We start from the raw sequence: 22,083 nt of genomic DNA, 5'->3' as shown, positions 1-22,083 counted from the left end.
ACTGACCTTCCGCTGGTTGAGGGGCATACCGCTCCGCCTAGGCCGGGGCGGTGACGCACACCAGGCTAATACAAACGCAGGTGGGGCGAGCCCGAAGGCCCGCCCCACCTGCAGCGTTTGAGTCAATCAGCGCACGCGGAACTCGATGGTGGTTCCCTCGCCCACGTCGATGAGGTCGCCGTCGTTCAGGGCGATCGTCACCATGGGGGTGACGTCCTGGAACGAGCCGTCGGCGTGACGCAGGACGGTGCCGTTCGCGCTGCCCAGGTCCATGAGGGCCCAGGAGCCGGGGGTCGTCATCATGACGGCGCAGTGCGAACGGGAGATCTCGGTCTGCGGGCTGGGCACGCGCAGGACGGTCGCGACGGGGCGGCCGGTCAGCGCACGGGCGTCGGGGTCGCGGCCGATGACGACGTCGCGGGAAACCTCGACGGGCACGGTGCCGCCGTGAATCAGGAACGCGACGGGCGCGGCGGGGCCCGAGTTCGTGGGGGCCAGGCGCAGGATCGTCGCCTCGGTGTCGGTCTCGGCACCCAGGTCGGCCAGGCCCTCGGCGCTCATGGCCTCGGGGGCGGCGGGAGGCTCAGCGACGGGAGCCTCAGCGACGACCTCGGACGAGGCCGGGGTACCGGACTCGCCGAAACCACCGGCGCGCTCGGCGGACTCCGCCGTGTCGACCGGCGGTTCCTCCGCGTCGGCGACGACGTAGAGCTCACCCGAGGGCTGCTCGGCGTCCTTCGCGGGCGCCTCCTCGTGTGACTCGTCTTCGATCTGCTCGTCCGACTCCTCGGTGACCTCCTCGGGGGTGCGGGAAGCGGAGCTCAGCGACACGGGACCGTTGCTGGTCGCGGCGAGGAACTGGGCCTCGACGGCAGCCAGGTCCACGGAGGCGGTGTGCATGGTCGGCTCCGGCAGTTCCTCGCGGGCCTCGCGGCGGGCGCGACGCTCGTGATCCGGGATGTCGGGGTTGATGAGGAAGCCCATGGTGTCGACGGGCATCGAGGCGAGGGCCTCGACCTCGTCGAGCGCGCGGCCGATGCGGATCTCGCCGGCCTCGACGCGGTCGGCGGCGGGCACCATCCAGGTGACCTCGTCGCCGTCGATGATGGTGGCCTCGAAGGTCTGCCACTCGCCGGGGTTGAAGGGCCACGCCCAGATCGGGTCGGTCCACACCTGCTCGGTGATCTGGCCGGCGGCGCGCATGCGCAGCTGGATGTTACCCAGCACGGTCAGGTAGGGCTGCTCGCCCGCGCAGTCCAGGAGGAGGGCGTCGCCCTTTTCGGCCTGAACGTGAGACAGCCACGCCTGGGTGTCAGCACGACCCCAGACCACGTCGGCCGCAGAGTCTGCGAAGTCGAGCGGAACCAGCGCCGCACCGAGGGGGCCCGTGACGAGCATCGCGCCCTGCCCGCGGCACAGGAAGCGTCCAATCTGAAGCATCAGTTACTGCCTTCTCTACGAGGAACCCGGCGAGCGGTCTCGATCGACGCCGGACGTACTGGTTGAATCATCCGATTCATGACATTCGATGTCAATGTTACTCGTGATTTGGTTCCTGCGTAAACTACAACGGCGGTCGTATTGTCCCGCGTGCCCGATTCCAGCGACGCGCGCACAAGCGTATCCGCGGTCCCCTGAGGACCGTCACCAGCCGCAACAACCGCATGAATCTGCGAATCGCGCAGGACGCCGTGCACGCCGTCTGTACAGATGACCGCCCGATCGCCTTCTTCCAGCGGCATGATTGTGTAGTCGGCTTTCACACTTCCGGTCTGCCCGGCACCCAGCGCCTTTGTCACAACGTTTGCGGGAGGGATCACACGGGGCGCTCCGGAGGTGGCCGCGAGGTCGCGCGCCTCCTGCAGTGCGGAGTGGTCATGGGTGAGCTGACGGATACCCCCGCCGCCCACGACATACACACGCGAGTCGCCCACGTTAAATGAGAGCCAGTACGGTCCCTCGGCGGTGCGCAGCACCATAACGCCCGACAGGGTCGTGCCCGGGGCGCTTGACGGATTATCGATCGGGGCCAGCGAGGCGACGGCCGTCGCCGCCGCGTCGATCGCGACAGACAGGTCCACCAGGTCGACGGGGCGGTTGCCCAGACGATCGGGGCTCAGGAACTCCTGGAGGGTAATGACGGCACTCGACGAGGCCTGGGCACCACCCAGGTGACCACCCATCCCATCTGCGACGGCGAAAACGGGAGGGACAGCCAGCCATGAATCCTCGTTTTCGGAGCGGACCGGACCGATGTCGGTCGAGGCGCCCCATCGAACTGCGGGACGTTCCGCATGTTCATTCAGAGACATGTGCCTTCATCCTTTAGCTGCGTTGAGCGCGAGGGATCACGCGCGATACTGACCATTCTACACGCGACGTGACCAGCGCCTCGTTGAGAAGCGATGGGTCGCGATGCGTACAACTGAACCGATTGCATGATCCGCATCACGGCACATCCACACACGCGCGCAGCGGCTCGGACATGCGCCCTGACGAGCGGGACACCGTCGTGATCTCCATGCAATTCTCGCCGCTGGCGCCGTCCACCATCGCCGTCGTGGTCTCCACGCGGCCGCGCGACGTGCCTGCCGGACCCGTGGCCTCGTAGGCGTAGACGATGTCGGAGGGGGCCGGGCCCGTCGGCGCCGTCCACGTCCACGTCACCACGCCGTCGGCGTACTCCCCCGCCAGGCCGGACGCCTGCGGCGGGGCCGACCCCACGGCATCCCCGGGGGCGGGAGACGCACTCGTCGTCTCGGGGGCGGGAGAAATGCGAGTAAAGGAGCCTTCGCCGCGCAGCATGCCCACGACCAGGCCGGCCGCGATCACTGCGGCCACCAGCGCCAGGAGCACACCCACGACGGGCGAGATGCCCCGCTTGGCGCCCGAGGAATCCTCGACCACTCGACCGATCGAGTCCTCGTCCACGTCCGAGGAACGCTCGATCTTCCATGAATCCGCGACGGCCTCAACGCCGCCGGAGCCCGCCCCACCCTCGAAGGAGTACGAGGCCGAGGAGCGCAGGCGCGTCTTATCCGGGTCGATGACGGGCGCGCCGCGCAGGCGCGTCTTCTGGTCCCCCGAGACGGTCGTAGAGGCCTTGGAGCGCTTCTCCTTGATCTCCATCTCCGTGCGCGGCAGGCCCAGCTCCTTCTGGACGCGCTGCAGCCCCTGACCGAACTCCATCGCGCTCTGCGTGCGCTCCTGCGGGTCGATCGCCATGGCCGCACGCAGCACGCGCTCGAGTTCCGCCGGCGCATCCGCGCGGCCCAGGCCACGCATGCGGCCGCGCTGCACGCGGTTCGCGATCGACGCGGCAGAATTGTCGCCGATCGGGTCCTCGAAGGGGCTGCGGCCCGTCACGAAGGTCCACGTCGTTGAGGCCAGCGCCCACACGTCCTGCAGGGGCGAGGCGGGGGAATTCACGTCCTGCTGCTCCGGAGGCGCCCACAGCACCGAGAAGCCGTCGAACGCGCCGACCTCCAGCTGCCCGATCTTCGAGGCCACGCCAAAGTCGGCGAGCACCGGCTTGCCGTAGGCGTCCAGCATGATGTTGGACGGCTTGATATCGCGGTGCACGTAACCCTGGCGGTGGAACATTTCCACGCCGCCGCACACCTTGATCATCGTGTCGAGGGCCTTCTCCAGGTCCATCGGGCGCGCACGCACCTGCGTGAGCAGGTCAGCCACCGGGCAATATTCCATCACCAGGTAGGCGCGGCCGTCGGCCGTCGTACCCACGCCGTGCAGCTCGACAACCGCGGGGTGACCGGCCAGCAGCGTCATGGCGTCAGCCTCGCGGTGCAGTTCCTTCGTGCCCCGCTCATCGCCCTGCGTACGCACGACCTTGATGGCGACCTCGCGGCTCGGCAGCTCCTGACGGTACAGGAAGACGTCGGCGAAGCCACCCTGGCCCAGCGGGCGCACCCACCGGAAACCGGGAATCTCCGGGCCCCTCATACCCGCAACCGCTGGCGTCACGCCTTCTTCTCCTCATCCATCGTGCGCGCAATCGACGCGCTCAGTCGCAACTTGCGGCGCATGCGCAGGCTTCGCAGGGACAGCGCGCGGCGCACGCGCGCCAGGAAGCCGGCCTTCTTGCTCACCTGGGTACGCAGGGAACGCACTTGGGCCCACGCGTCACGCGCACGGTCACGCGAGGCACCGTTCGAAGCGAAGCTCGCGATATCCGCGTAGCGTGCGATCACCACGGGGGCGGGCACGTCGTCACCGAAGCGACTCCAGCCGTCGATGATGTAACGGCCCTTGCCGGCCTCGGCCTCGTCGACCTCCACCGAGTCCGTCGAACCGTTGTCGCCGTGGCGCACCTCGCCCGTGACCAGGGTAAAGGGGTCGCCCGGGTCCTCGCCGAGCTCCCACTGGGAGGCCAGCGACCAGGCGGTCTCCTGGCGCGTACGCCCCACGTCGATGCGCAGGCCAGAGTCGGCGGCGAGGTCCACGACCTCGTCCCACGAGCCGACCAGCGCGCCCACGGCGGCGGCGCGGCGCCGACGCCTGCGGCGTCCCGCCTTGAACAGCAGGACCATCAGCGGCGGCAGAAGAATCAACAGGATGCCACCCGAGATGCCGGCGACGAGACCCCACGGGAAGGGCTCGGCCGGGGGCTCCATCGGATCGGCGTTCTGGTCGCGCGTCGTCGGCGGCAGCTCGGCGGGAGCCTCCGGGGGCTCCGGGGGCTGGAGCACCTGCGGGCGCGGGACGCTCCGAGGCTTGGGGACCTGGGTCTGCGGCGTGTGGTCGCGCGGGGGCGTGGGATCGAAGACGGCCCAAACGCCGCCCTCGAACTCGACCTCAACCCACGCGCGGATATCCGAGCCGTGCAGGGTCGCGGGACCGCCCTGGGAGCCGCCCTCGGGGTAGGCGCCCATGACCACGCGGGCGTTGATGCCCAGCTGGTGCAGCATGAGCGCCATCAGCGCCGAATACTGCTGGTCGTCGCCGATGAGCCGCTCGTCGCCGCTCAGCATGCGCTCCAGACGGTCCGTGCGCACACCCGGACGCGAGAACTGCGTGTTCTCGTTCAGGTAGTAGCCGTTGTTCGCCAGGTAGTGCTCGATCGCGCGCGCGGCGGACAGAGCCGTGGAGGCGTTCTGGGTGATCTCAGAGACCTTCGTCGCCAGGCCCTCGGGAACGTTCTTGTCCGTTGCAGACAGCGGCACGACCGACAGGGACGCCAGGTCCTCGTCGCGCACTGGCTCGGCGAAGGACGTGCGCACGTTGTAGGTCATTGTTCCGGCCGGGCCGGTCGTCAGCGCGGCGTTCGCCCACGTGTCCACGTAGAGGCCGTCCTTCTGGGCAGCCGAATTCGCACCCGTGAAGGCGATCTCCGAGGGGTTGCCGAGCACCGGCACCCACGGGCCCGACAGGCCATTCGTCGTCACGGTCACGAGGGAGTTGCCCTCGGCGCGGCCGGGGATCGTGGACTCCACGGGAATGTAGCCCGTGTGTCCGTCGCCGCGCTTATTGGACATACCGAAGGTCGTGCCGTCGTACACGTCCATCGCGGCGATGCGCACGCGCTGGTTCTCCGGCAGGTCGGAGACGGTCAGGAGGGTTTCGTCCTGCAGGTCCGTCGTGTAGTGGCGGAAGGAGGACAGGGGCGAGGGGTAGGCCTGAATGTCGAGGGGCGGCTGGACCAGGTCGCGGCCCACGATGCGCGTCCCGCCCGCGCCGAGGAACGCCGCAGCGGGCAGCGCGACGCCGACGGACACCGCGAGGACGGCGAGGGCGCCCAGCAGGCGCGTGCCGACGTACACGGTCGAACGCGACTGGCGCGCGGCCGTCGCCTCGCCGCCGCCCGAGGCGGAGCGACCCACGAGGACGTCCTGTCCCAGCGTGATGCGCTGGTACTGGGCGGCCAGCGCCCACCAGGCGGCCAGGAGTGCCCACCAGGCCAGCACGGCCCACACGGGCAGCGCATGGTGAGACAGGCCAAAGAAAACCGAAATGACGCCCATGACGACGAGCGGGATCGACCCAAGGACCGCACGTCCGGAGCGGGCAGTGATCAGGCCCGCGAGAACAGCGCACACGAGGCCGCACATCCACGGCACGAGGGCCGGACCCGAGTAGACGGACACGGGAGCCGTCAGGGTGAGCAGGTCCTTCCACGCGCGGAAGGAACCCAGCACCATGACCTGCAGGGTCTTACCCGTGGGCAGGAACCCGTAGAGGGCCTCGGCGCGCAGGGCGGCCGCACTGCCCAGCAGGAAGTACGTAACGACGACGCTCAGGACAGTCGTCAGCGCGTCCCAGCGCCAACGCGTCGAGGCGGCGGCGATCAAGAGGCCGCAGGCCACGCCCGCACCCGCGGCGATCGCGCCCGCTCCCCCGCCGAAGACGGGCTCGAAGGCCGCGACCGGTCCGGCGAACAGCAGGGCGAGGACGAGCAGCGACCAGATCGGCAGGCGCGTGCGGAACGTCGCGAAGCGCTGCGTGATCGTCAGCAGACGGTTACGAGTGGTCCTGGGCTTGGGCGCCGGCGACTCGCCCGCGGCGGCGGGCGCCCGGTCCTGGGCTGTGGCCTCGTGCTGCTCGGTCGCCTCCAGGGACGAGGCCGCGGCCTCGTCCTGGGAATCGATGCGCTGAGCGCGGGGCTTGGTGTTGACGTTCTTGCTCATGCGAGGCCTCCGGCGACGATAATGCGCGGCAGGTCGTCCAGCGTCGAGCAATCCAGGAGCACACCACGGCCGAGGTCACGGCGGGCTCGCACGCCCTCCGCACCGATACGAATAATGGAGACCGGAACGTCGATCGGGGCCAGGCGCGCCAGGTGGGCGGCCTCGATGTCCGTCACGTTCGGACCGACGATGAGGGTGAGGGCGGAGACGCCGGGACGCTGGGCCACGGCCTCGCGCACGCGGCGCGACAGGTCGCCGAAGGAACGCGCCTTCACCTCGGAGAGGGCGTCCAGCATGCGCATGGCGACGCCCGACGGCAGCCAGCCCTCGGTCGTGGACAGCGACACGGGGCGTGATTCGCGCAGGTTTGCCAGGCCCAAGGAGCCGGCAACGGAGACCGCGGTCTCGAAGGTGTCGTGGTCCCACGCGTCGCGGGACGTATCGAGGACGATGACGTGGTGGGAGCGGTGCGTCTCCTCGTACTGGCGCACGATGAGCTTGCCCAGGCGCGCGGTCGACTGCCAGTGCACGGCGCGGCGGTCGTCGCCCGGCTCGTAGTCGCGCAGCGCGTGGAAGGACACGTCGGAGCTGGAGAGCTTGCCCGTGGCCACGCCCTCGACGTCCAGCTGGAAGCCGGTCGCGTCGAAGGGAACACGCACGGTGCGCGGGTGCACGTGCAGGAGGACGGGCTCGTCCCACATGCGTACGCGGCGCAGCAGGCCGAGCGCGTCAGAGCGCACGGCGCGCGCGGGGCCGACGTTGATGAGGCCTCGGTGACGCGAGGAAATCAGGAACATCTCGTCCCAGGTCTCGTGAGCGCCCAGCGGGGGCACGACGAACTCGCCCGTGCCCGTGCCGATCGGCAGCTCGATGATGCCCGAGCGCACGGAACGCGCCCGCTCGTTGCGCACCGAAATCTCGCCAACGGCGGTCTGGCCGGCCACGATGCGCTCGTTGGGGACGCGGATCGACACGACGTGCGGGGGACGCCACGCGACGCGCATCGCGGCGAGCACCAGGGCCACGACGCCCGCGAGAGCGCACGCCAGGGCCTCGACCCACTGGAAGGCCACCGCGAGCGCAAGGCCCACGATGACGAGCGTGATGACCGCCCACCCGGTCGGGGTGACCGCGCCCACGAGGGCTTTGAGGGGATGCGAACGAACGGCCTGCGCCCGTTTGGGCGAGACCATCGTGGGGGTGTCCGTTCGCATCCCTTCCATCGTTGTATCCGGCGTTTCCTTACGCGCCGACGGCCGGTGCGGGCACCGACGTCAGGGCACGCTGGATGACGCCCTCGGCGGTCGCTCCCGAGAACGCGGCGTCGGGGTCGACGATGACACGGTGCGCCCACACGGGCACCGCGAGGGCCTTGATGTCGTCGGGCAGGACGAAGTTACGTCCCTGCGCGGCCGCCCACACGCGTGCGCAGCGCACCATGCCGATGGCGCCACGGGTGGACACGCCCAGCAGCGAGGACTCGTCCTCGCGGGTCGCCTCCGCCAGCGCGGCCACGTAGTCGAGAACGGCACGGTCGGTGTGGTTCGCCGAGGCCAGGGCCGCCCAGGCGACGATGTCCTTGCCCGACAGCAGGGGCTTGAGGTTCTTCGAGCGGTCGGGCGAGGCCGAGCCGTCGAGGACGTCAATCATCGCGGAGCGCGAGGGGTAGCCGATCGAGGTCTTCATGAGGAAGCGGTCCAGCTGGGCCTCGGGCAGCGGGTAGGTGCCTGCCTGCTCGACGGGGTTCTGGGTCGCGATGACCATGAAGGGCTGGGGGGCGGGGCGGCGCACGCCGTCAACCGTCACCTGGGCCTCTTCCATCACCTCCAGGAGGGCGGACTGGGTCTTGGGCGACGCACGGTTGATCTCGTCTGCCAGGACGATCTCCGCGAAGACGGGGCCGGCGTGGAAGACCCACTCGCCCGTCTTCTGGTTGAACATGTTGACGCCGGTGATGTCCGAGGGCAGCAGGTCCGGGGTGAACTGGATGCGCGAGTGCGTGCCGTCGATGACGGCGCTGATGGCGCGCGCCAGCGCGGTCTTACCGGTGCCGGGGGCGTCCTCGAGCAGGAGGTGTCCGCCCGCGAACATCGTCGTGAGCGCGAGTCGCACGGCCTGGCGCTTGTCCAGGACCGCCACGGACACGCCGTCGACGAGGCCCTTGAAGACCTGGGCGAACCTGGTTGCATCCTCAATGGAAAGGGTCATGTTTCTACCTTTGTTGTGTGGCGGGGGGTGGTCTATTCAGCGCGACAGTCGACGACGGGGGGCTTCGCGAGAAGCTCTGGTCCCGTCGTGGCCTCGGTCAGGATACCCGTAATCTGAGGGTTATCCCGCGAGAAACGGAACTCGGTGATCGCTGAGGGGCGTCCGGTCTTCACGCGGCACACGAGCGTCACGCCGGACGAATAGTTCGAGGCGTTGACGGCACGCAGCGTCATCGAGCCGCACGGCTGCCCATTCGGGCAGGTGACCGCATCTTCGAAGGTTGCCTTCACGTTATCGGCCAAGTCTCCGGTCTTCACGGTGGTCCTCACCTCGCGGTGCTGACCGTTGTTTCCGATGACCTCGACGACGATCGTGTACTCGTGGCCGGGCGCCAGGTCCTCGGCCCACCAGTTGGTGAGCGGGCCTGTCCAACTCTGCTTGGTCGAGTCTTTCAGTCCCTCGATCCAGGTATTGGTCTGCGTGATCTCCACTCCGCTCGGATTGGACCACGAAGCAGCCACACCCCAGGATCGATTCTTCTGGACGTAGGACGCGGTTGCTTGGACCTCGAAGGTCGGGATGGGGTCATCGTCATCACGGCTGCGTTGGCCGTTGCCTACGACGCCCGTGACCGCCACGGTTTCACTCCAGGCGTACGAGCCGTCGTCCTTCTGGCCCTGCTGGCAGAAGTAGTAGGTCACCGTGGCGCCCGGGGTGAGCGGGCCGATATTGAAGTCGGCGCGGTCTCCGTTGTTGAAGTTCACGAGGTTACCGGGCGCCTTGCACTTCTCCGGGGTATCTCCGTAGAAGAGCTTCAGGTCGGCGGCCTTGTAGCCGTTTCCTTCACGCAGTCGAGCATTCGACACCTGGATGTTACCCACGGAGTTATCCGGAGGGGTGTGCAGGCCGGGGGCGTCCGGTCTCGGCACTTCCCCCTTGGGCTCGCGCACGGGCGTGAGGGCGGGAATAGTGACGGTACGCGTGTCGGATATCGCGCTCTCGCCCTGCAGGTTGGTCACGGTCACGGTCACGTTGACGGTAGTGCCCGGAGTCACGGAAACCTGGCGATACGTCGAACCACCCGCGACCGTTACAGGCTCACTGCCGACCTGAATGGTCGTCGTTCCCCAGCCGCTGGAGCCGGACTTGCCCAGGACCCACGACAGGTCGAGGACCATGGATTGACCGACCTGCTTGGGCTCGGCCTTCGAGATAACGGGCTTGTCCGGGGGCTGGATCGTGGCCTTCGGGGTGCCCGTCACGCCCGGGGACGCCTGGGAATTGCCGTTCGCATTCGTGGCGACAACCGTGACGACATACGGCTGGCCATTCTTGAGGCCCTTGATGGTGCACGTCTGCTCGCCGTTGGTCGTGCAGCTGCTCGCCACAGAACCCGCGGTCGTCGCGTACACGGTGTACGAGGTGATGCGCGACCCGTTGTTGTTGGGCGCATCCCACCGCACCGCGAGTTCGCCGTCACCGGCAGTGACGGTCGGGCCGCCCGGGCGATCCGGGACGCCGGAGGGGGTCACGGAGTTCGACGTCGCGCCTTCAGACTCGCCGGAGGCATTCACCGCCTTCACGGTGAAGGTGTAGCTGCGGCCAGTCGTCAGGCCGTTCACCTCGCACACGGTCTCGGTGCAGGTCGCAACCTGGTCGTTACCGTTGAAGATGCGGTATTCGGTGATGCGTTCGCCGTTGGAGGCCGGAGCATGGAAGGACACGGTGGCGCCCGTCGGGCCCTTGGCCCGGGCCACCACGCCGGTGGGCGCGTCGGGCGGGCCCTTCACGGTGACCGTGATGGTGCCCTGGACGACGCGTGAGGGGTCCTTGAGCTTGTCGTTCACGCGGTAGGCGACGGAGATGGTACCCGCCGACTTCGGGGTGATAGTCACAACCGTGCCGGAGGTCGACGTGGTCGCATCCCCGAGTGAGATGGCGGCGCCCTCAAGGGAGATCGGCGTGTCCGGGAAGGGGTTGATCGCCTCCGAGGCCACGTCGATGCTCACGGGGTTGTTCACCGAGGTCTGCCGCGAGTATGCCGGGAGCTGGATGCGTGGCTTCGTGGTGCCGACGACCTCGACGGGGATCGAGCCGTTGACGGTGTTGCCCTGCTCATCCGTGACGCTCACGGCGATGGCACCGGCGGAGCCGGCGGGGGCGTTCTCGGGCGCCGACACGGTCAGGACGGTGCCCGACAGCGACGCGGAGATCGTGTCGGGGGCCGAGCCCATCGCGTAGGTGAAGGTCGAGACGTCCGTGCCCTCGGGGTCGCGCACGCCGAGCCTGAGATCCTGCGTGACGGCGGCGCCGCCGGCCTCGACGCGGATCGCGGTCGGGGCGAAGGTGGGCGGCTGGTTCTGGGTCGCCTTGATGCGCACGGGCAGCGACAGGGACGCGGTGAGCGTGCCCGAGTCGGAGGCGTCGCCGTCCGCGACCTGGATGAGGAACGCCGAGTTGCCGCCGAAGGAGGCATTCGCGGTCAGCGTCAGCTGCGTCGACGAGTCGGCGACGACCGAGTCCAGGCCGGTCTGCGCGACCGGCGAGGAGTCGTCCACGAGGCGCGGGCTGCGGCCCGAGCGCGTCACCACGTAATCCGACAGGTTGATCGTGCGCGAGGTGCCCGCATCCATCTCGATGGGCAGGCCCGCGGTGTTGAGGAAGGGCGCGGTCGTGTCGCGGCCGGGCACGGTCACGACGGCGGAGTTGGTCAGGCCGTCACGGTCCGTAATCGTGTAGACGACCAGGCGCATGCTGTCCGTCACCGGGATGAGCACGTCGGAGCCCTCCACGGTCACGCCGGATTCGGCGCTCGTGACGGTCAGCTCGTTGATGCTGCCGTCGGGATCCTCGTCGTTATCGAGGACCTTCACGCGCACGGCCGAGCCGTCGGTAGGCAGCTCCTCGTAGGACACGAAATCATCGCGGGCGATGGGAGCCTTCAGCGGTGCGTCGTCCTGCACATAAACGGTGACAGTGCCTCGGGCGGAGCCACCGCGGCCGTCGCTCACCGCGTAGGACACGAGGTAGGTGCCGGCCTGCGAGGGCGTGTGCACCTGGATGGTCGAGGAGGACAGAGCCTGCGGGTCGAGCTCGGGCGTGGCCGTCTCGAGGCTGCCCTCCTCCAGCGCGAGCGGATCGCCGTCGGGGTCCACGTCGTTCGACAGGACGTTGACGGTCACCATGCGGTCCGGGCGGGTCAGGACCGTGTCGGGGACGGCGACCGGGTTCTGGTTCAGCGTGGGCGCGGCCGAGATTGCGACGCGCACGCGAGCGGAAGCATGTCCGCCCTGGCGGTCCTCGACCGTGTAGGTGAAGGAGTCGGTGCCCGAGGCGTTCTGGTTCGGCGTGTAGTCGATCCACGTCGGGCCGACGGTCGCGTTACCCAGCTGCGGGGACGAGCCGAGACCGCTGAGGGTCACGGAGTCACCGTCGGGGTCGATGCCGTCCAGGGGCACTGCGATACGGGTGGTCTGCCCCGCGGCCGCCCAGGCGGTGATGTCGCGAGGACGCGGCTCCTGGTTCTGATCGGAGGCACCCATCACCTCGAAGGTGACGGTGCTCGAGGCGCGGTTGCCCGCGGAGTCGATGACCGAGTAGGTCACGTCCATGAGGCCGGGGGTCTGCCCAGCCTCAAGGCGCACCTGGTTGCCCGTGACGAAGGGGGTTCCCAGCGCGGAACCCTGGTCGTATTCGAGGGTCGACTCGACCTGCAGGTTCAGGCCTGCGGGCGAGCGATCGTTCGCCAGGACCGACACGGTACCCACGTCACCGACGCGCACCTTGACGTGGTCGGGCTTGAGGATGGGCGGCAGGTCCGAGCGGTCCGCCGCTCCGGGGATGACCATCACGTCGGCCGTGGCCTCGCCGACGCCGTTGGACACGGTGTAGCTGAACTGCACCGTGCGGTCCAGGCCAGCGGGCGCGGTGACGCGCAGCAGGTGACGATCGATGAGGGCAACTTCGATCTCGGGGGTGTTCGAGGCATCCACGGAGACGATCGACAGCAGGCCGCCGGAGGGGTCGTAGTCGTTGTTCAGGGGCGCGACGAGGACGGAGCCACCCTGCGGCAGGACCGCCGTGTCATTTTCGGCGACGGGGGGCTCGCTCGAGGGCGCCATGACCTCGACGCGGATAATGCCCAGGGTCGTCGCAATGCCGTCGGACACGGTGTAGGCGAAGGAGTAGGAGCCCGGCTCGGTCGCCCTAAAGTCGATGGTTCCGTGATCCAGGTCGGGCTGGATCGAGGCGCCGGCGGGCGCACCGGAGACGGCCGCCAGGGTCAGCTGGTCACCGTTGGGGTCGGTGTCATTCTTGAGAGGGTCGAGCGTGACGGTCTCGCCGGATGCGCCTGGAACAGGTCGCCGTTCGCCGACGGCGGCAGGTTTCCGGCCTCCTGAACGTCGACGATCAGCTCACCGCGGGTCTCCGCGCCCTGGTCGTCGGCGACCGTGAGAACGATGGACTTCGGGCCGGCTGCGCCGCCCTCCTCGTTAATGGTGACGGAGCCGTCCTCGGTGAAGGAGACCTTCAGCCCCTCGGGGGCCTCGGCGTTCTTCAGGTAGATCGGGTCGCCGTCGGGATCGCGCCAATCGCTCAGAGCCTCGTACTGGATCTGGGCGCCCGCGCCGATCTTGACGGTCGGGACGCGCAGCTGCGCAGGCCCCTCGTTCTGATCGAAGGGGTGAATGGTGACGCGCACGTTGGCCTCGGCCGAAGCCTGGCCGTCGGAAGCCGCGTAGGTAAACGTCGTCGAGCCGACCTGCGAGGCCGACACTCCGCTGATCTGCAGGGCTCGTCCGCCGCGCGCGACGGTCACGACGCCCCACTCGGGCTGCTTGACCGGCGCTGCGGTCAGCACGTCGCCGTCGAGATCGGAGTCGTTGTCGAGGACGGGCAGGATGGTCGAGCGTCCCGGGCGAATGCCGAACTCGTCGTCCTCGGCCTCGGGCGGGGTGTTTTCCTCGCGCTGCTGCGGGTCCGCGACCTCGTTCGTCAGCTCGGGGCTGTCCTGCTCGTCCTCGTTTTCCTCGAGCTCGTTTTCAACCTCGTCCCAGTTGTCCATGAGGACCATGTTCGAGTCGGGCAGCCACACGCTGCCCTCGGCGACGTCGTTGAGGACGATGGCCTTGCGGTTCGTGCGGAACACGATCTCACGCGCGGTCGTCAGCGTATCGACGACCATCTGCTTGTTCGCCGAAGGATCGTCGCAGGCGCGCATGTACGCGCCGCTTCCGGTCCACGCGCCATACGCGCAGCCTTCGTGACGCACGGGAGCGGCCGGGGTGCCGCTGACGCCGCCCTCGGTGGAGGCCGTGATCGTCGGGGCGCCGCCCGCCAGCGGGATCGTCACCAGCGAGGTGGGCGTGGCGAGCAGGACAAAATCGGCCTTGGGGCCGGCCTGCTGGAGGACGCCGCCGGTCTCGACGCCGGCAGCGCTCAGATCGATCCGCTTGTTGTCGGGCAGGAAGAGCGTGTTGGACTCGCCGTCGAGGGCGACGACCTGGTCGCCGACGACGGTCATGCTCAGTCGCGCGTCCGCGGGGATGCCCTCAACGGTCGAGGTCTGGGCCTGATCGACCGCGCCCTGACGCTTGACGGTCGTCAGCGTGCCCGAGGCGGCAAGAGTGTAGACGGAGCCGTCCAAACCGGTCACGAAGGCGCTGGCGCCCATGTTCGAGGAGATGGCCGCCCCCTCGGAAAGGTTCAAGGGGCTGGGGTTCACGGCGGAGGTCGTCCAGAGGGTGCCGTCGGAGCCATTGAGGACGCCGAGGACATCGCCGCCCTGCATGACCGCGGAACCCGCGGGCAGGGCCGTCGGAGAGCCGAGGGAAACCTGGGTGACGTTGACGGGCGCAACCGTCGAAGAGGTGAGGTCGGAGACGGTGACGGTCTCCCCCGCCTGGCCGACGTCGAAGTTGGTGGCCTCGGTGCGCAGCGCGCCGTCGAGGATACGGGCCTCGTAGTCGAGGTGGCCAACCATCTGCTTGGACTTGTTGGTCACCCAGATGCCGCCGTCATTGACGTTGACCTGGGTCACCTCGGCGCCCTTGTAGATGACACCCGCGACGCAGAGCGCAACAACGAGCAGCACGAGGATGAACGCCGGCAGACGGCGCCTCGCACTGATCCGATTGTGTCGCGTTTTCGCGGACATATGGCCTCTCTCGATCGGTGAGCAATACCCCAGAAATAGTGTGGCACGACTACACCGCATACTAATAGTTAACGAGAATCTATCAGATGTGCGATTACTTGACAACTAGAGGGCGGCCCGTCGCAGTACGACGGGCCGCCCTCTCGAAGCGACTGGTTTGTCAGCCGCAGATAATTGGCGAGTAAATCACTCTCCGTTGAAGGTGAACTTGCGGTCCTTACCCTCTCCGGTGACGCCAACGGTAACAACCTGACCGGGTTGCAGTTCTCCGAACAGGATGCGCTCAGACAGCGCATCCTCGATCTCACGCTGGATCGCACGACGCAGCGGGCGCGCACCCAGGACCGGGTCGAAGCCCACGTCCGCGAGCAGCTCGCGAGCCTCGTCCGTCAGCTGCAGGCGCATGTCCTGAGCCTCCATACGCTTGGCCAGCTTGGCGATCATCAGGTCGACGATGCGCGCAATCTCGGGCTTGGTCAGCGGCGGGAACACGATCGTGTCGTCGACACGGTTGAGGAACTCGGGACGGAAGTGCTGCTTGAGCTCCTCCGCGACCTTCGCCTTCATGCGGCCGTAGTCGTGCGTCGAGTTGTCCGCGGTCTGGAAGCCCGTGAGGACACCCTTGTTGATGTCGCGGGTACCCAGGTTCGTCGTCATGATGATGACGGTGTTCTTGAAGTCCACCTTGCGGCCCTGCGAGTCCGTCAGGCGACCCTCTTCGAGGATCTGGAGCAGCGAGTTGAAGATGTCCGGGTGAGCCTTCTCGACCTCGTCGAAGAGGACGACCGAGAACGGCTTGCGGCGGACCTTCTCCGTGAGCTGACCACCCTCGTCGTAGCCGACGTAGCCGGGAGGAGCACCAAAGAGGCGCGAGGCCGTGTGCTTCTCCGAGAACTCGGACATATCCAGCTGAATGAGGGCATCCTCGTCGCCGAAGAGGAACTCCGCGAGGGCCTTCGCCAGCTCGGTCTTACCCACGCCGGTCGGGCCGGCGAAGATGAACGAGCCACCGGGACGGTTCGGATCCTTCAGACCCGAGCGCGTACGACGGATCGACTGAGCGAGAGCCTTGACGGCCTCGTCCTGGCCGATGACGCGCTTGTGCAGCTCGTCTTCCATCTTGAGCAGCTTCGCGGTCTCGGTCTGGGTGAGGCGCACGACCGGGATACCGGTCGACATGGCCAGGACCTCGGCGATCTCCTGATCCCCGACCTCGGCGATCTCGTCGGACTCGCCGCCCTTCCAGGCCTCTTCCTTCGCCTTGCGCTCCTCGGAGAGCTTCGACTCCTCATCGCGCAGCGACGCGGCCTTCTCGAAGTCCTGATCGTCGATGGCCGCCTCCTTGTTGCGGCGCACCTCGGCGATCTTCTCGTCCAGCTCGCGCAGCTCGGGCGGAGCGGTCATGCGGCGGATGCGCAAGCGCGCGCCGGCCTCGTCGACCAGGTCGATGGCCTTGTCGGGGAGGAAACGATCCGAAATGTAGCGGTCCGCCAGCTCGGCGGCAGCCTGGATCGCAGCGTCCGTGATGATGACGCGGTGGTGCGCCTCGTAGCGGTCGCGCAGGCCCTTGAGGATCTCCACCGTCTCGTCGACGCTGGGCTCCTCGACCTTCACCGGCTGGAAGCGGCGCTCGAGGGCCGCGTCCTTCTCGATGTACTTGCGATACTCGTCGTTCGTGGTGGCGCCGATCGTCTGGAGCTCGCCGCGCGCCAGCATGGGCTTGAGCATCTGGGCTGCGTCGATCGAGCCCTCGGCGGCACCCGCACCCACGAGGGTGTGGATCTCGTCGATGAACAGGATGATGTCGCCGCGCGTGCGGATCTCCTTGAGGACCTTCTTCAGGCGCTCCTCGAAGTCGCCACGGTAGCGCGAGCCGGCGACCAGCGACCCCATGTCGAGGCTGTAGATCTGCTTGTCCTTGATCGTCTCGGGCACGTCGCCGTGCACGATCGCCTGAGCGAGGCCCTCGACGACCGCGGTCTTACCGACGCCGGGCTCACCGATCAGCACCGGGTTGTTCTTCGTGCGGCGCGAGAGGACCTGCATGACGCGCTCCATCTCGACGCGGCGGCCGATCACGGGGTCCAGCTTGTTCTCGCGCGCGGCCTGCGTCAGGTTGCGGCCGAACTGCTCGAGGATCGCGGAGTTGGAGCGCTCGGGACCACCCGAGCCGCCCACACCCGCGCCGACTGACTCGCGACCCTCGTCGTCGCCGCGCTGGTAGCCGCTGAGCATCTGGATGACGGTCTGTCGCACCTGCGCCAGGTCCGCGCCCTGCTTGGTCAGGACCTGGGCGGCCACGCCCTCGCCCTCCTTGAGGAGGCCAAGCAGCAGGTGCTCCGTGCCGATGTAGTTGTGGCCCAGCTGCAGGGCCTCGCGCAGGCTCAGCTCGAAGACGCGCTTGGCGCGCGGGGTGAAGGGAATGTGGCCCTCGACCGGCTTCTCTCCCTCGCCGATGATCTCGATGACGGAGGCGCGCACGGCCTCGCCCTTGATCTCCATGGTCTCCAGGGCCTTGGCGGCGACGCCTTCACCCTCGGAGATCAGGCCGAGCAGCAGGTGCTCCGTGCCGATGTAGTTGTGCTTGAGACCGCGAGCCTCGTCCTGCGCGAGCACGACGACCCGGCGAGCGCGGTCGGTAAAGCGTTCGAACATGCCTCTCCTCGTTTCACAGGACAGGCACTTCGCCGAGCACGGCGTACACCCGTCCCAGTTGACTGGTTACAGCCTACGGAAAGCAGGGGCGGCGTGCGCGCGCTTTCGCCCTGGGCGCAGGGCCGGGGTCGGGTCACGGTGCCTCGTCGACGCAGGGCCGGGGTCGGGTCACGGGGCCTCGTCGACGCAGGGCCGGGGTCGGGTCACGGGGCCTGTGCGGCACGAGGCCGGGGCACGGCGGCGGGCCAGGCGCGAGGCCGAGGCCGAGGCACGGCATGAACTATCGGCATGTCTCTCTGAGAGCCTCACCCAAAAGTCGCACGTAGTTCCCCTCGGTCACTTTTCGAGACAGCCCATAAACGTTGCAATTCCAACGAGCATTTTTCAATGCATGAAAGGTTGCCATGGGAATTACGTGCGAGATTGGGGAGAAACCATGCTCTGTGGCCACACGCAGATTCCATGCAGCTAGCCCCACAAGAGACACTGCACGCAGCTGAGCGCAGCGATGCACCAGTTAGGGGGCATTACACCCGTTAACGAGCATGACACCCGTTAAGGGGCATTACACCCGATCAGAAAGGGTGTAATGCCTACTGATCGGGTGCATGGCCCCTCGACAACAAGTACAAACGCGGAGCTATCGGCAGGATTCAACCCGATCGGGAAGATTCAACCCGATCAGAAGGGGTTGAAGCTTACCGATCAGGTGCAACACCCCATCGGTAACAAGTGCGAGCGCGGTTTTGCTCGGCCGCACTGGTCCGCAGCGTCACAGCACGACTCTCACGCAAGCACAGTCGCGGCGGGCAGCCCCCGCGACTACGCCTCGACGAGGACAGTGAAGGGCCCGTCGTTGACCAGCGAGACCTCCATCATCGCCCCGAACTGGCCGGTTTCGACGTGCAGGCCCCGGCCTCGCAGGTCGGCGACGACCGCGTCAACGAGGGGCTCGGCCTCCTCGCCGGGGGCGGCGTGCGCCCACGAGGGACGGCGCCCCTTGCGGGTGTCCCCGTACAGGGTGAACTGCGAGATCACGAGGATCGGGGCGCCCGCGTCGAGCGCGGAACGCTCGTCGTCGAGGATGCGCAGCTCGGCAATCTTGCGGGCAACCGTGGCCACCTGCTCCGGGCCGTCGCCACGCTGGACGCCCAGGAGGACGACGAGGCCCTGGCGCTTCTCCCCCGCCTCGTGCGGATCGATGGCGAGGCGGCCGACGACGGTGCCGTCAACGCGGACCTCGCCCGAGGTGGCGCGCTGGATGACGGCGCGCATCAGCGCGACCCCAGGGCCGAGCCGAGGCCGCCGAAGCCCGTGGAACCGCCGCGCTGGCCAGCCTCGCGCGAGAGGTCGGCGCCCGGACGGGTCACGGGCGACACGGAGGACTTGCCATGGACGGGCACGATCTCCTCCTGGGCGGCGGCGACGCCGTCGATGTCGAAGACGGTCGTGACGGGCACGGCGCGGGCGATCAGCGCGAGGGCGATCGGCCCCTCGTCCGCGTGGCGGGCCGAGGAGGTGATGACGCCGACCTGGCGCCCGCCCACCTCGATGGGTGTGCCGGGCGCGGGCAGGTCGCCGCGCGAACCATCCAGCTGCAGGTAGGTGAGGCGGCGCGGGGGCCGTCCGAGGTTGAGGACGCGGGCGATGGTCTCCTGCCCGCGGTAGCAGCCCTTCGTCGTGTGGACGGCGCTGCGTAGCCAGTCCACCTCGGGCGGGATCGCGCGGGCGTCGGTCTCGCGGCCCAGGCGCGGCTTCCACGCGGCAATGCGCATGGCCTCCCACGCCAGGTATCCGGCGCGGCGGCGCGAGCCGGCCTCGGGGCACGCAGACAGCCACGCGGCCTCAAACTCGTCCGCAGCCTCGCGTGAAACAGCGTGAAACATCATCGGGGTGCGCGCGCCGGGATGACGCTCGCCCTGGAAGTAGGCGGCCCCGCCTTCCACGACGCCGGGCCACGGGTCCTCCCAGGTCCACAGGTGTCCGGGCAGGTCGGCCACGGACTCGGGCGTATTCGCGCACGTGCGGACCGAGGAGAACACGACGACGTCGCTCTCTGAGACGGCGACGCGCAGCGCGAAACGCATCGACTCGAGGAACTCCACGAACCCCGACAGGTCCGAGCGTTCCACGATCAGGTGCAGCGTCTCCCCGTCGTCGCTGGCGCCGGCCCAGTGCTCGACGCGCCCCTCGGGCGAGAGGATCAGCAGCTCGCGGCTCGCGCCGGGCACGAGGTCGGTGACGATCTGGGAGGCCAGCGACGTCAGCCACGTCAGCCGATCGGCCCCCGACACGGAAATGACCGCCAGGTCCGGGCGGCGCACCAGCGCACGACCACCCTCGAGGGCCCACTGCTCCCCCGACGGGTCCCCGAAGTGCGGGGTCGCGCCGAAGGAGGCCACGGCCTCGTCGACGAACTCGGAATCGAGCGCAGACTCAGACAAGGAAGCCATCCTGGGAGTCGTCGATGCCTTCGATGACCTCGCCGGACTCGGTCGAGGCCTGCGCGGTGCGGTGCAGGCGGCCGGAGATCTCGACGTCGGCCTCATCCTCGCCGTCGAGCGTGCGCTCCTGCGTCCACATGAGCTCGCCCGCGACCAGGCCGAACATGCGACCCAGGTGCGTGACGCGGGTGGCGCCCACGCCGAGCGCGATCGCGTCGGAGACCATCTGCACGCGCGGACCGACGCTGACGCCGTCCCACACGGCGCTGTGGCCCTCGGTGGACGCAGAGGTCGCCGTGAACTCGCGGGAGTTGTACTGGCCCGGGGGCGGCAGCGGCGCGTCGGAGGGGGCCACGGAGACGTACACGGTCTCTTCGCTGATCAGGTCGCCCTTCTTGATTGCGGACAGGCCCTTCGCCGCGTCCCACGTGGGGTCGATCGGCTCGGAGGCGACGCCCGCGTACACGCGGGTCACCAGGCGCATCTGCTCGCCGACGACATCGCCGCGGATCTCCTCGATAACGGGGGAATCCTCGGCAGGTTCTTCCTGGCCGGGGGCGGCGGGGGCGGCGTACATGCCCCACCCCTCCCAGGTTCCAAGCATCCACGCGACGGGAGCGACGAGTGCGGGCAGGTCAGCAGGTATCACCATCATGACTCCAGCCTAACGCCTCGGGTGGACGCTCACCGCGCGAGCAGGGACGCGCGCAGCTGGCAGCGAAATAGGGATGAGGCCGGGGCCCGGCCACGCGGAGACCCGACCGCCGCGGGGTCTCAGATTCCGCCGATGCGGATCATCGCGTAGACGGGCAGGGCGGCGACGAGGAACTTCGCGGCGCCTCGGCCCAGAACGTTGGCGAGCTGCGCGGAGGCGGCGCGCTCGCCCAGCAGCGCGTCGACGACGGAGACCGCGAAGCCAACGCCGAAGCCGGTGACGCCACCGAGGGTCAGGAAGGCGGCGAAGTCGCCGAAACGCTTGGTGATGAAGGGGAAGACGACGGGCAGGAGGTCCGATGTCTGTCCGAGAATCCACGCGATTGACGCGGCGACGAGACCAGCGACGATGCCGGTCAGCATCGCGTAGATGACGCCCGCCTTCGCGCTGCGTCCCGAGCGCGCCGACGCCGCCGCGATAATCGCGATGAGGGCGGCCATGGGGACGATCACGGACCAGCGCTCGTGGACGGTGAGGGAGACCCACATGGACCCGGAGGTGACGATGAGGAGCCCGGTCACCGACGAGGCGAGGGCGGCAGTCAGCGAGGTGGACCCCCAGTGCTCGCTCGTGTGGCCCACGGAGTGGTCGCGGGGCGCGGGCGCGTCCAGGATCGTGGCGGCGACCAGGGCGACCAGGGTGATGCCCGTCAAGGGTACGGCGATGTCGAGGTTCTTCCAGTAGGCAACGCCCATGGGGGTCAGCGCGCCACCCAGGGCGAGGACCGCCTGCGCGAGCCACGGCATGTGCAGGCGCGCCAGCGTCGGCCAGCCGAGAGCCAGCAGGAAGGACGCGACGGCGACGACGGGTCCGACGCTCCAACGCGAACCGGGCAGCCACCAGGCGACGATGGTCGCCACGGCCAGCAGGGTGACGGTGAGGGTACCGATTCCGTTGGGCACGTGCCGGGTCGCCAGGGTCTCGCGGCGACGCCCGCGGTTCGGGCGGGTTCGGGGTCGCGTGGGCGGGGTCGAAGTCATCACGCTTCCATGGTCCCACATGTGCGCCCCTCACGAGGCAGGAGCCGCTCGCGCGGGTCGGCTCTCCCGGGCACGGGGCCGGGTGTCAGTCCCGCTTCACGATGCCACGGCCTCGGCGATGAGGGGCGGGCTGTGGCGCACGCCCCGTGTGGGTTGATGCACGCCGCCACGGGATGCGCGCGGGCGTTGACTGGTCGTACAGTTGTGGGGCACGCCGGACCGGTATGCCCCGGGCTCCAAACTCTGCCGCTACGAGCGGCCTTCGCGCCGACAGGCGCAT

At 68.6% G+C, this 22,083-nt stretch carries 11 protein-coding genes and 1 pseudogene; all 12 read right to left on the bottom strand.

The features are described from left to right. Positions 1 to 126: 126 nt before the first annotated feature. Positions 127 to 1,440, bottom strand: a complete 1,314-nt coding sequence (locus FBF35_RS01425; protein WP_060566263.1) for an FHA domain-containing protein — start codon at positions 1,438 to 1,440, stop codon at positions 127 to 129. Then, positions 1,440 to 2,312 (bottom strand): PP2C family protein-serine/threonine phosphatase, encoded by an 873-nt coding sequence (locus tag FBF35_RS01420; RefSeq protein ID WP_060566262.1) that lies wholly within the window; start codon positions 2,310 to 2,312, stop codon positions 1,440 to 1,442. The genes FBF35_RS01425 and FBF35_RS01420 overlap by 1 nt, the downstream gene beginning before the upstream one ends. Before the next feature lie 136 nt (positions 2,313 to 2,448). Continuing rightward, the gene (locus tag FBF35_RS01415; RefSeq protein WP_060566261.1) at positions 2,449 to 3,963 is read right to left on the bottom strand and encodes a serine/threonine-protein kinase; all 1,515 of its coding nucleotides are present in this window, start codon (positions 3,961 to 3,963) and stop codon (positions 2,449 to 2,451) included. Positions 3,964 to 3,980: 17 nt separating this feature from the next. Further along, positions 3,981 to 6,644 carry a transglutaminaseTgpA domain-containing protein gene (locus FBF35_RS01410; protein ID WP_187348960.1) on the bottom strand — a complete coding sequence of 888 codons (2,664 nt, stop codon included), beginning with the start codon at positions 6,642 to 6,644 and terminating at the stop codon, positions 3,981 to 3,983. Beyond that, on the bottom strand, positions 6,641 to 7,867 hold the full coding sequence (locus tag FBF35_RS01405) for a DUF58 domain-containing protein (RefSeq protein ID WP_060566260.1): 1,227 nt from the start codon (positions 7,865 to 7,867) through the stop codon (positions 6,641 to 6,643). Before FBF35_RS01405 ends, FBF35_RS01410 begins: the two co-directional genes overlap by 4 nt. A 19-nt stretch (positions 7,868 to 7,886) precedes the next feature. Then, on the bottom strand, positions 7,887 to 8,852 hold the full coding sequence (locus FBF35_RS01400; RefSeq protein WP_034463698.1) for an AAA family ATPase: 966 nt from the start codon (positions 8,850 to 8,852) through the stop codon (positions 7,887 to 7,889). A gap of 32 nt (positions 8,853 to 8,884) precedes the next feature. Continuing rightward, positions 8,885 to 15,009: pseudogene (locus tag FBF35_RS01395) on the bottom strand (Ig-like domain-containing protein). Between the two features lie 186 nt (positions 15,010 to 15,195). Further along, positions 15,196 to 17,664 carry an ATP-dependent Clp protease ATP-binding subunit gene (locus FBF35_RS01390; protein WP_060566259.1) on the bottom strand — a complete coding sequence of 823 codons (2,469 nt, stop codon included), beginning with the start codon at positions 17,662 to 17,664 and terminating at the stop codon, positions 15,196 to 15,198. Positions 17,665 to 18,486: 822 nt separating this feature from the next. Beyond that, positions 18,487 to 18,939 (bottom strand): D-aminoacyl-tRNA deacylase, encoded by a 453-nt coding sequence (gene dtd / locus FBF35_RS01385; protein WP_060566258.1) that lies wholly within the window; start codon positions 18,937 to 18,939, stop codon positions 18,487 to 18,489. Then, positions 18,939 to 20,108, bottom strand: coding sequence for a YgfZ/GcvT domain-containing protein (locus FBF35_RS01380; RefSeq protein ID WP_060566257.1), 1,170 nt, complete (start codon positions 20,106 to 20,108; stop codon positions 18,939 to 18,941). Before FBF35_RS01380 ends, dtd begins: the two co-directional genes overlap by 1 nt. Next, the gene (locus tag FBF35_RS01375; protein ID WP_060566256.1) at positions 20,101 to 20,763 is read right to left on the bottom strand and encodes a heme-binding beta-barrel domain-containing protein; all 663 of its coding nucleotides are present in this window, start codon (positions 20,761 to 20,763) and stop codon (positions 20,101 to 20,103) included. The genes FBF35_RS01380 and FBF35_RS01375 overlap by 8 nt, the downstream gene beginning before the upstream one ends. A gap of 119 nt (positions 20,764 to 20,882) precedes the next feature. Next, positions 20,883 to 21,803 (bottom strand): hypothetical protein, encoded by a 921-nt coding sequence (locus FBF35_RS01370; RefSeq protein ID WP_241772531.1) that lies wholly within the window; start codon positions 21,801 to 21,803, stop codon positions 20,883 to 20,885. Between the last annotated feature and the right edge of the window lie 280 nt (positions 21,804 to 22,083).

The sequence above is a fragment of the Schaalia odontolytica genome (genome assembly GCF_005696695.1).
GTDB lineage: Bacteria > Actinomycetota > Actinomycetes > Actinomycetales > Actinomycetaceae > Pauljensenia > Pauljensenia odontolytica_C.
This window is presented reverse-complemented; position numbering and strand designations above follow the sequence as displayed.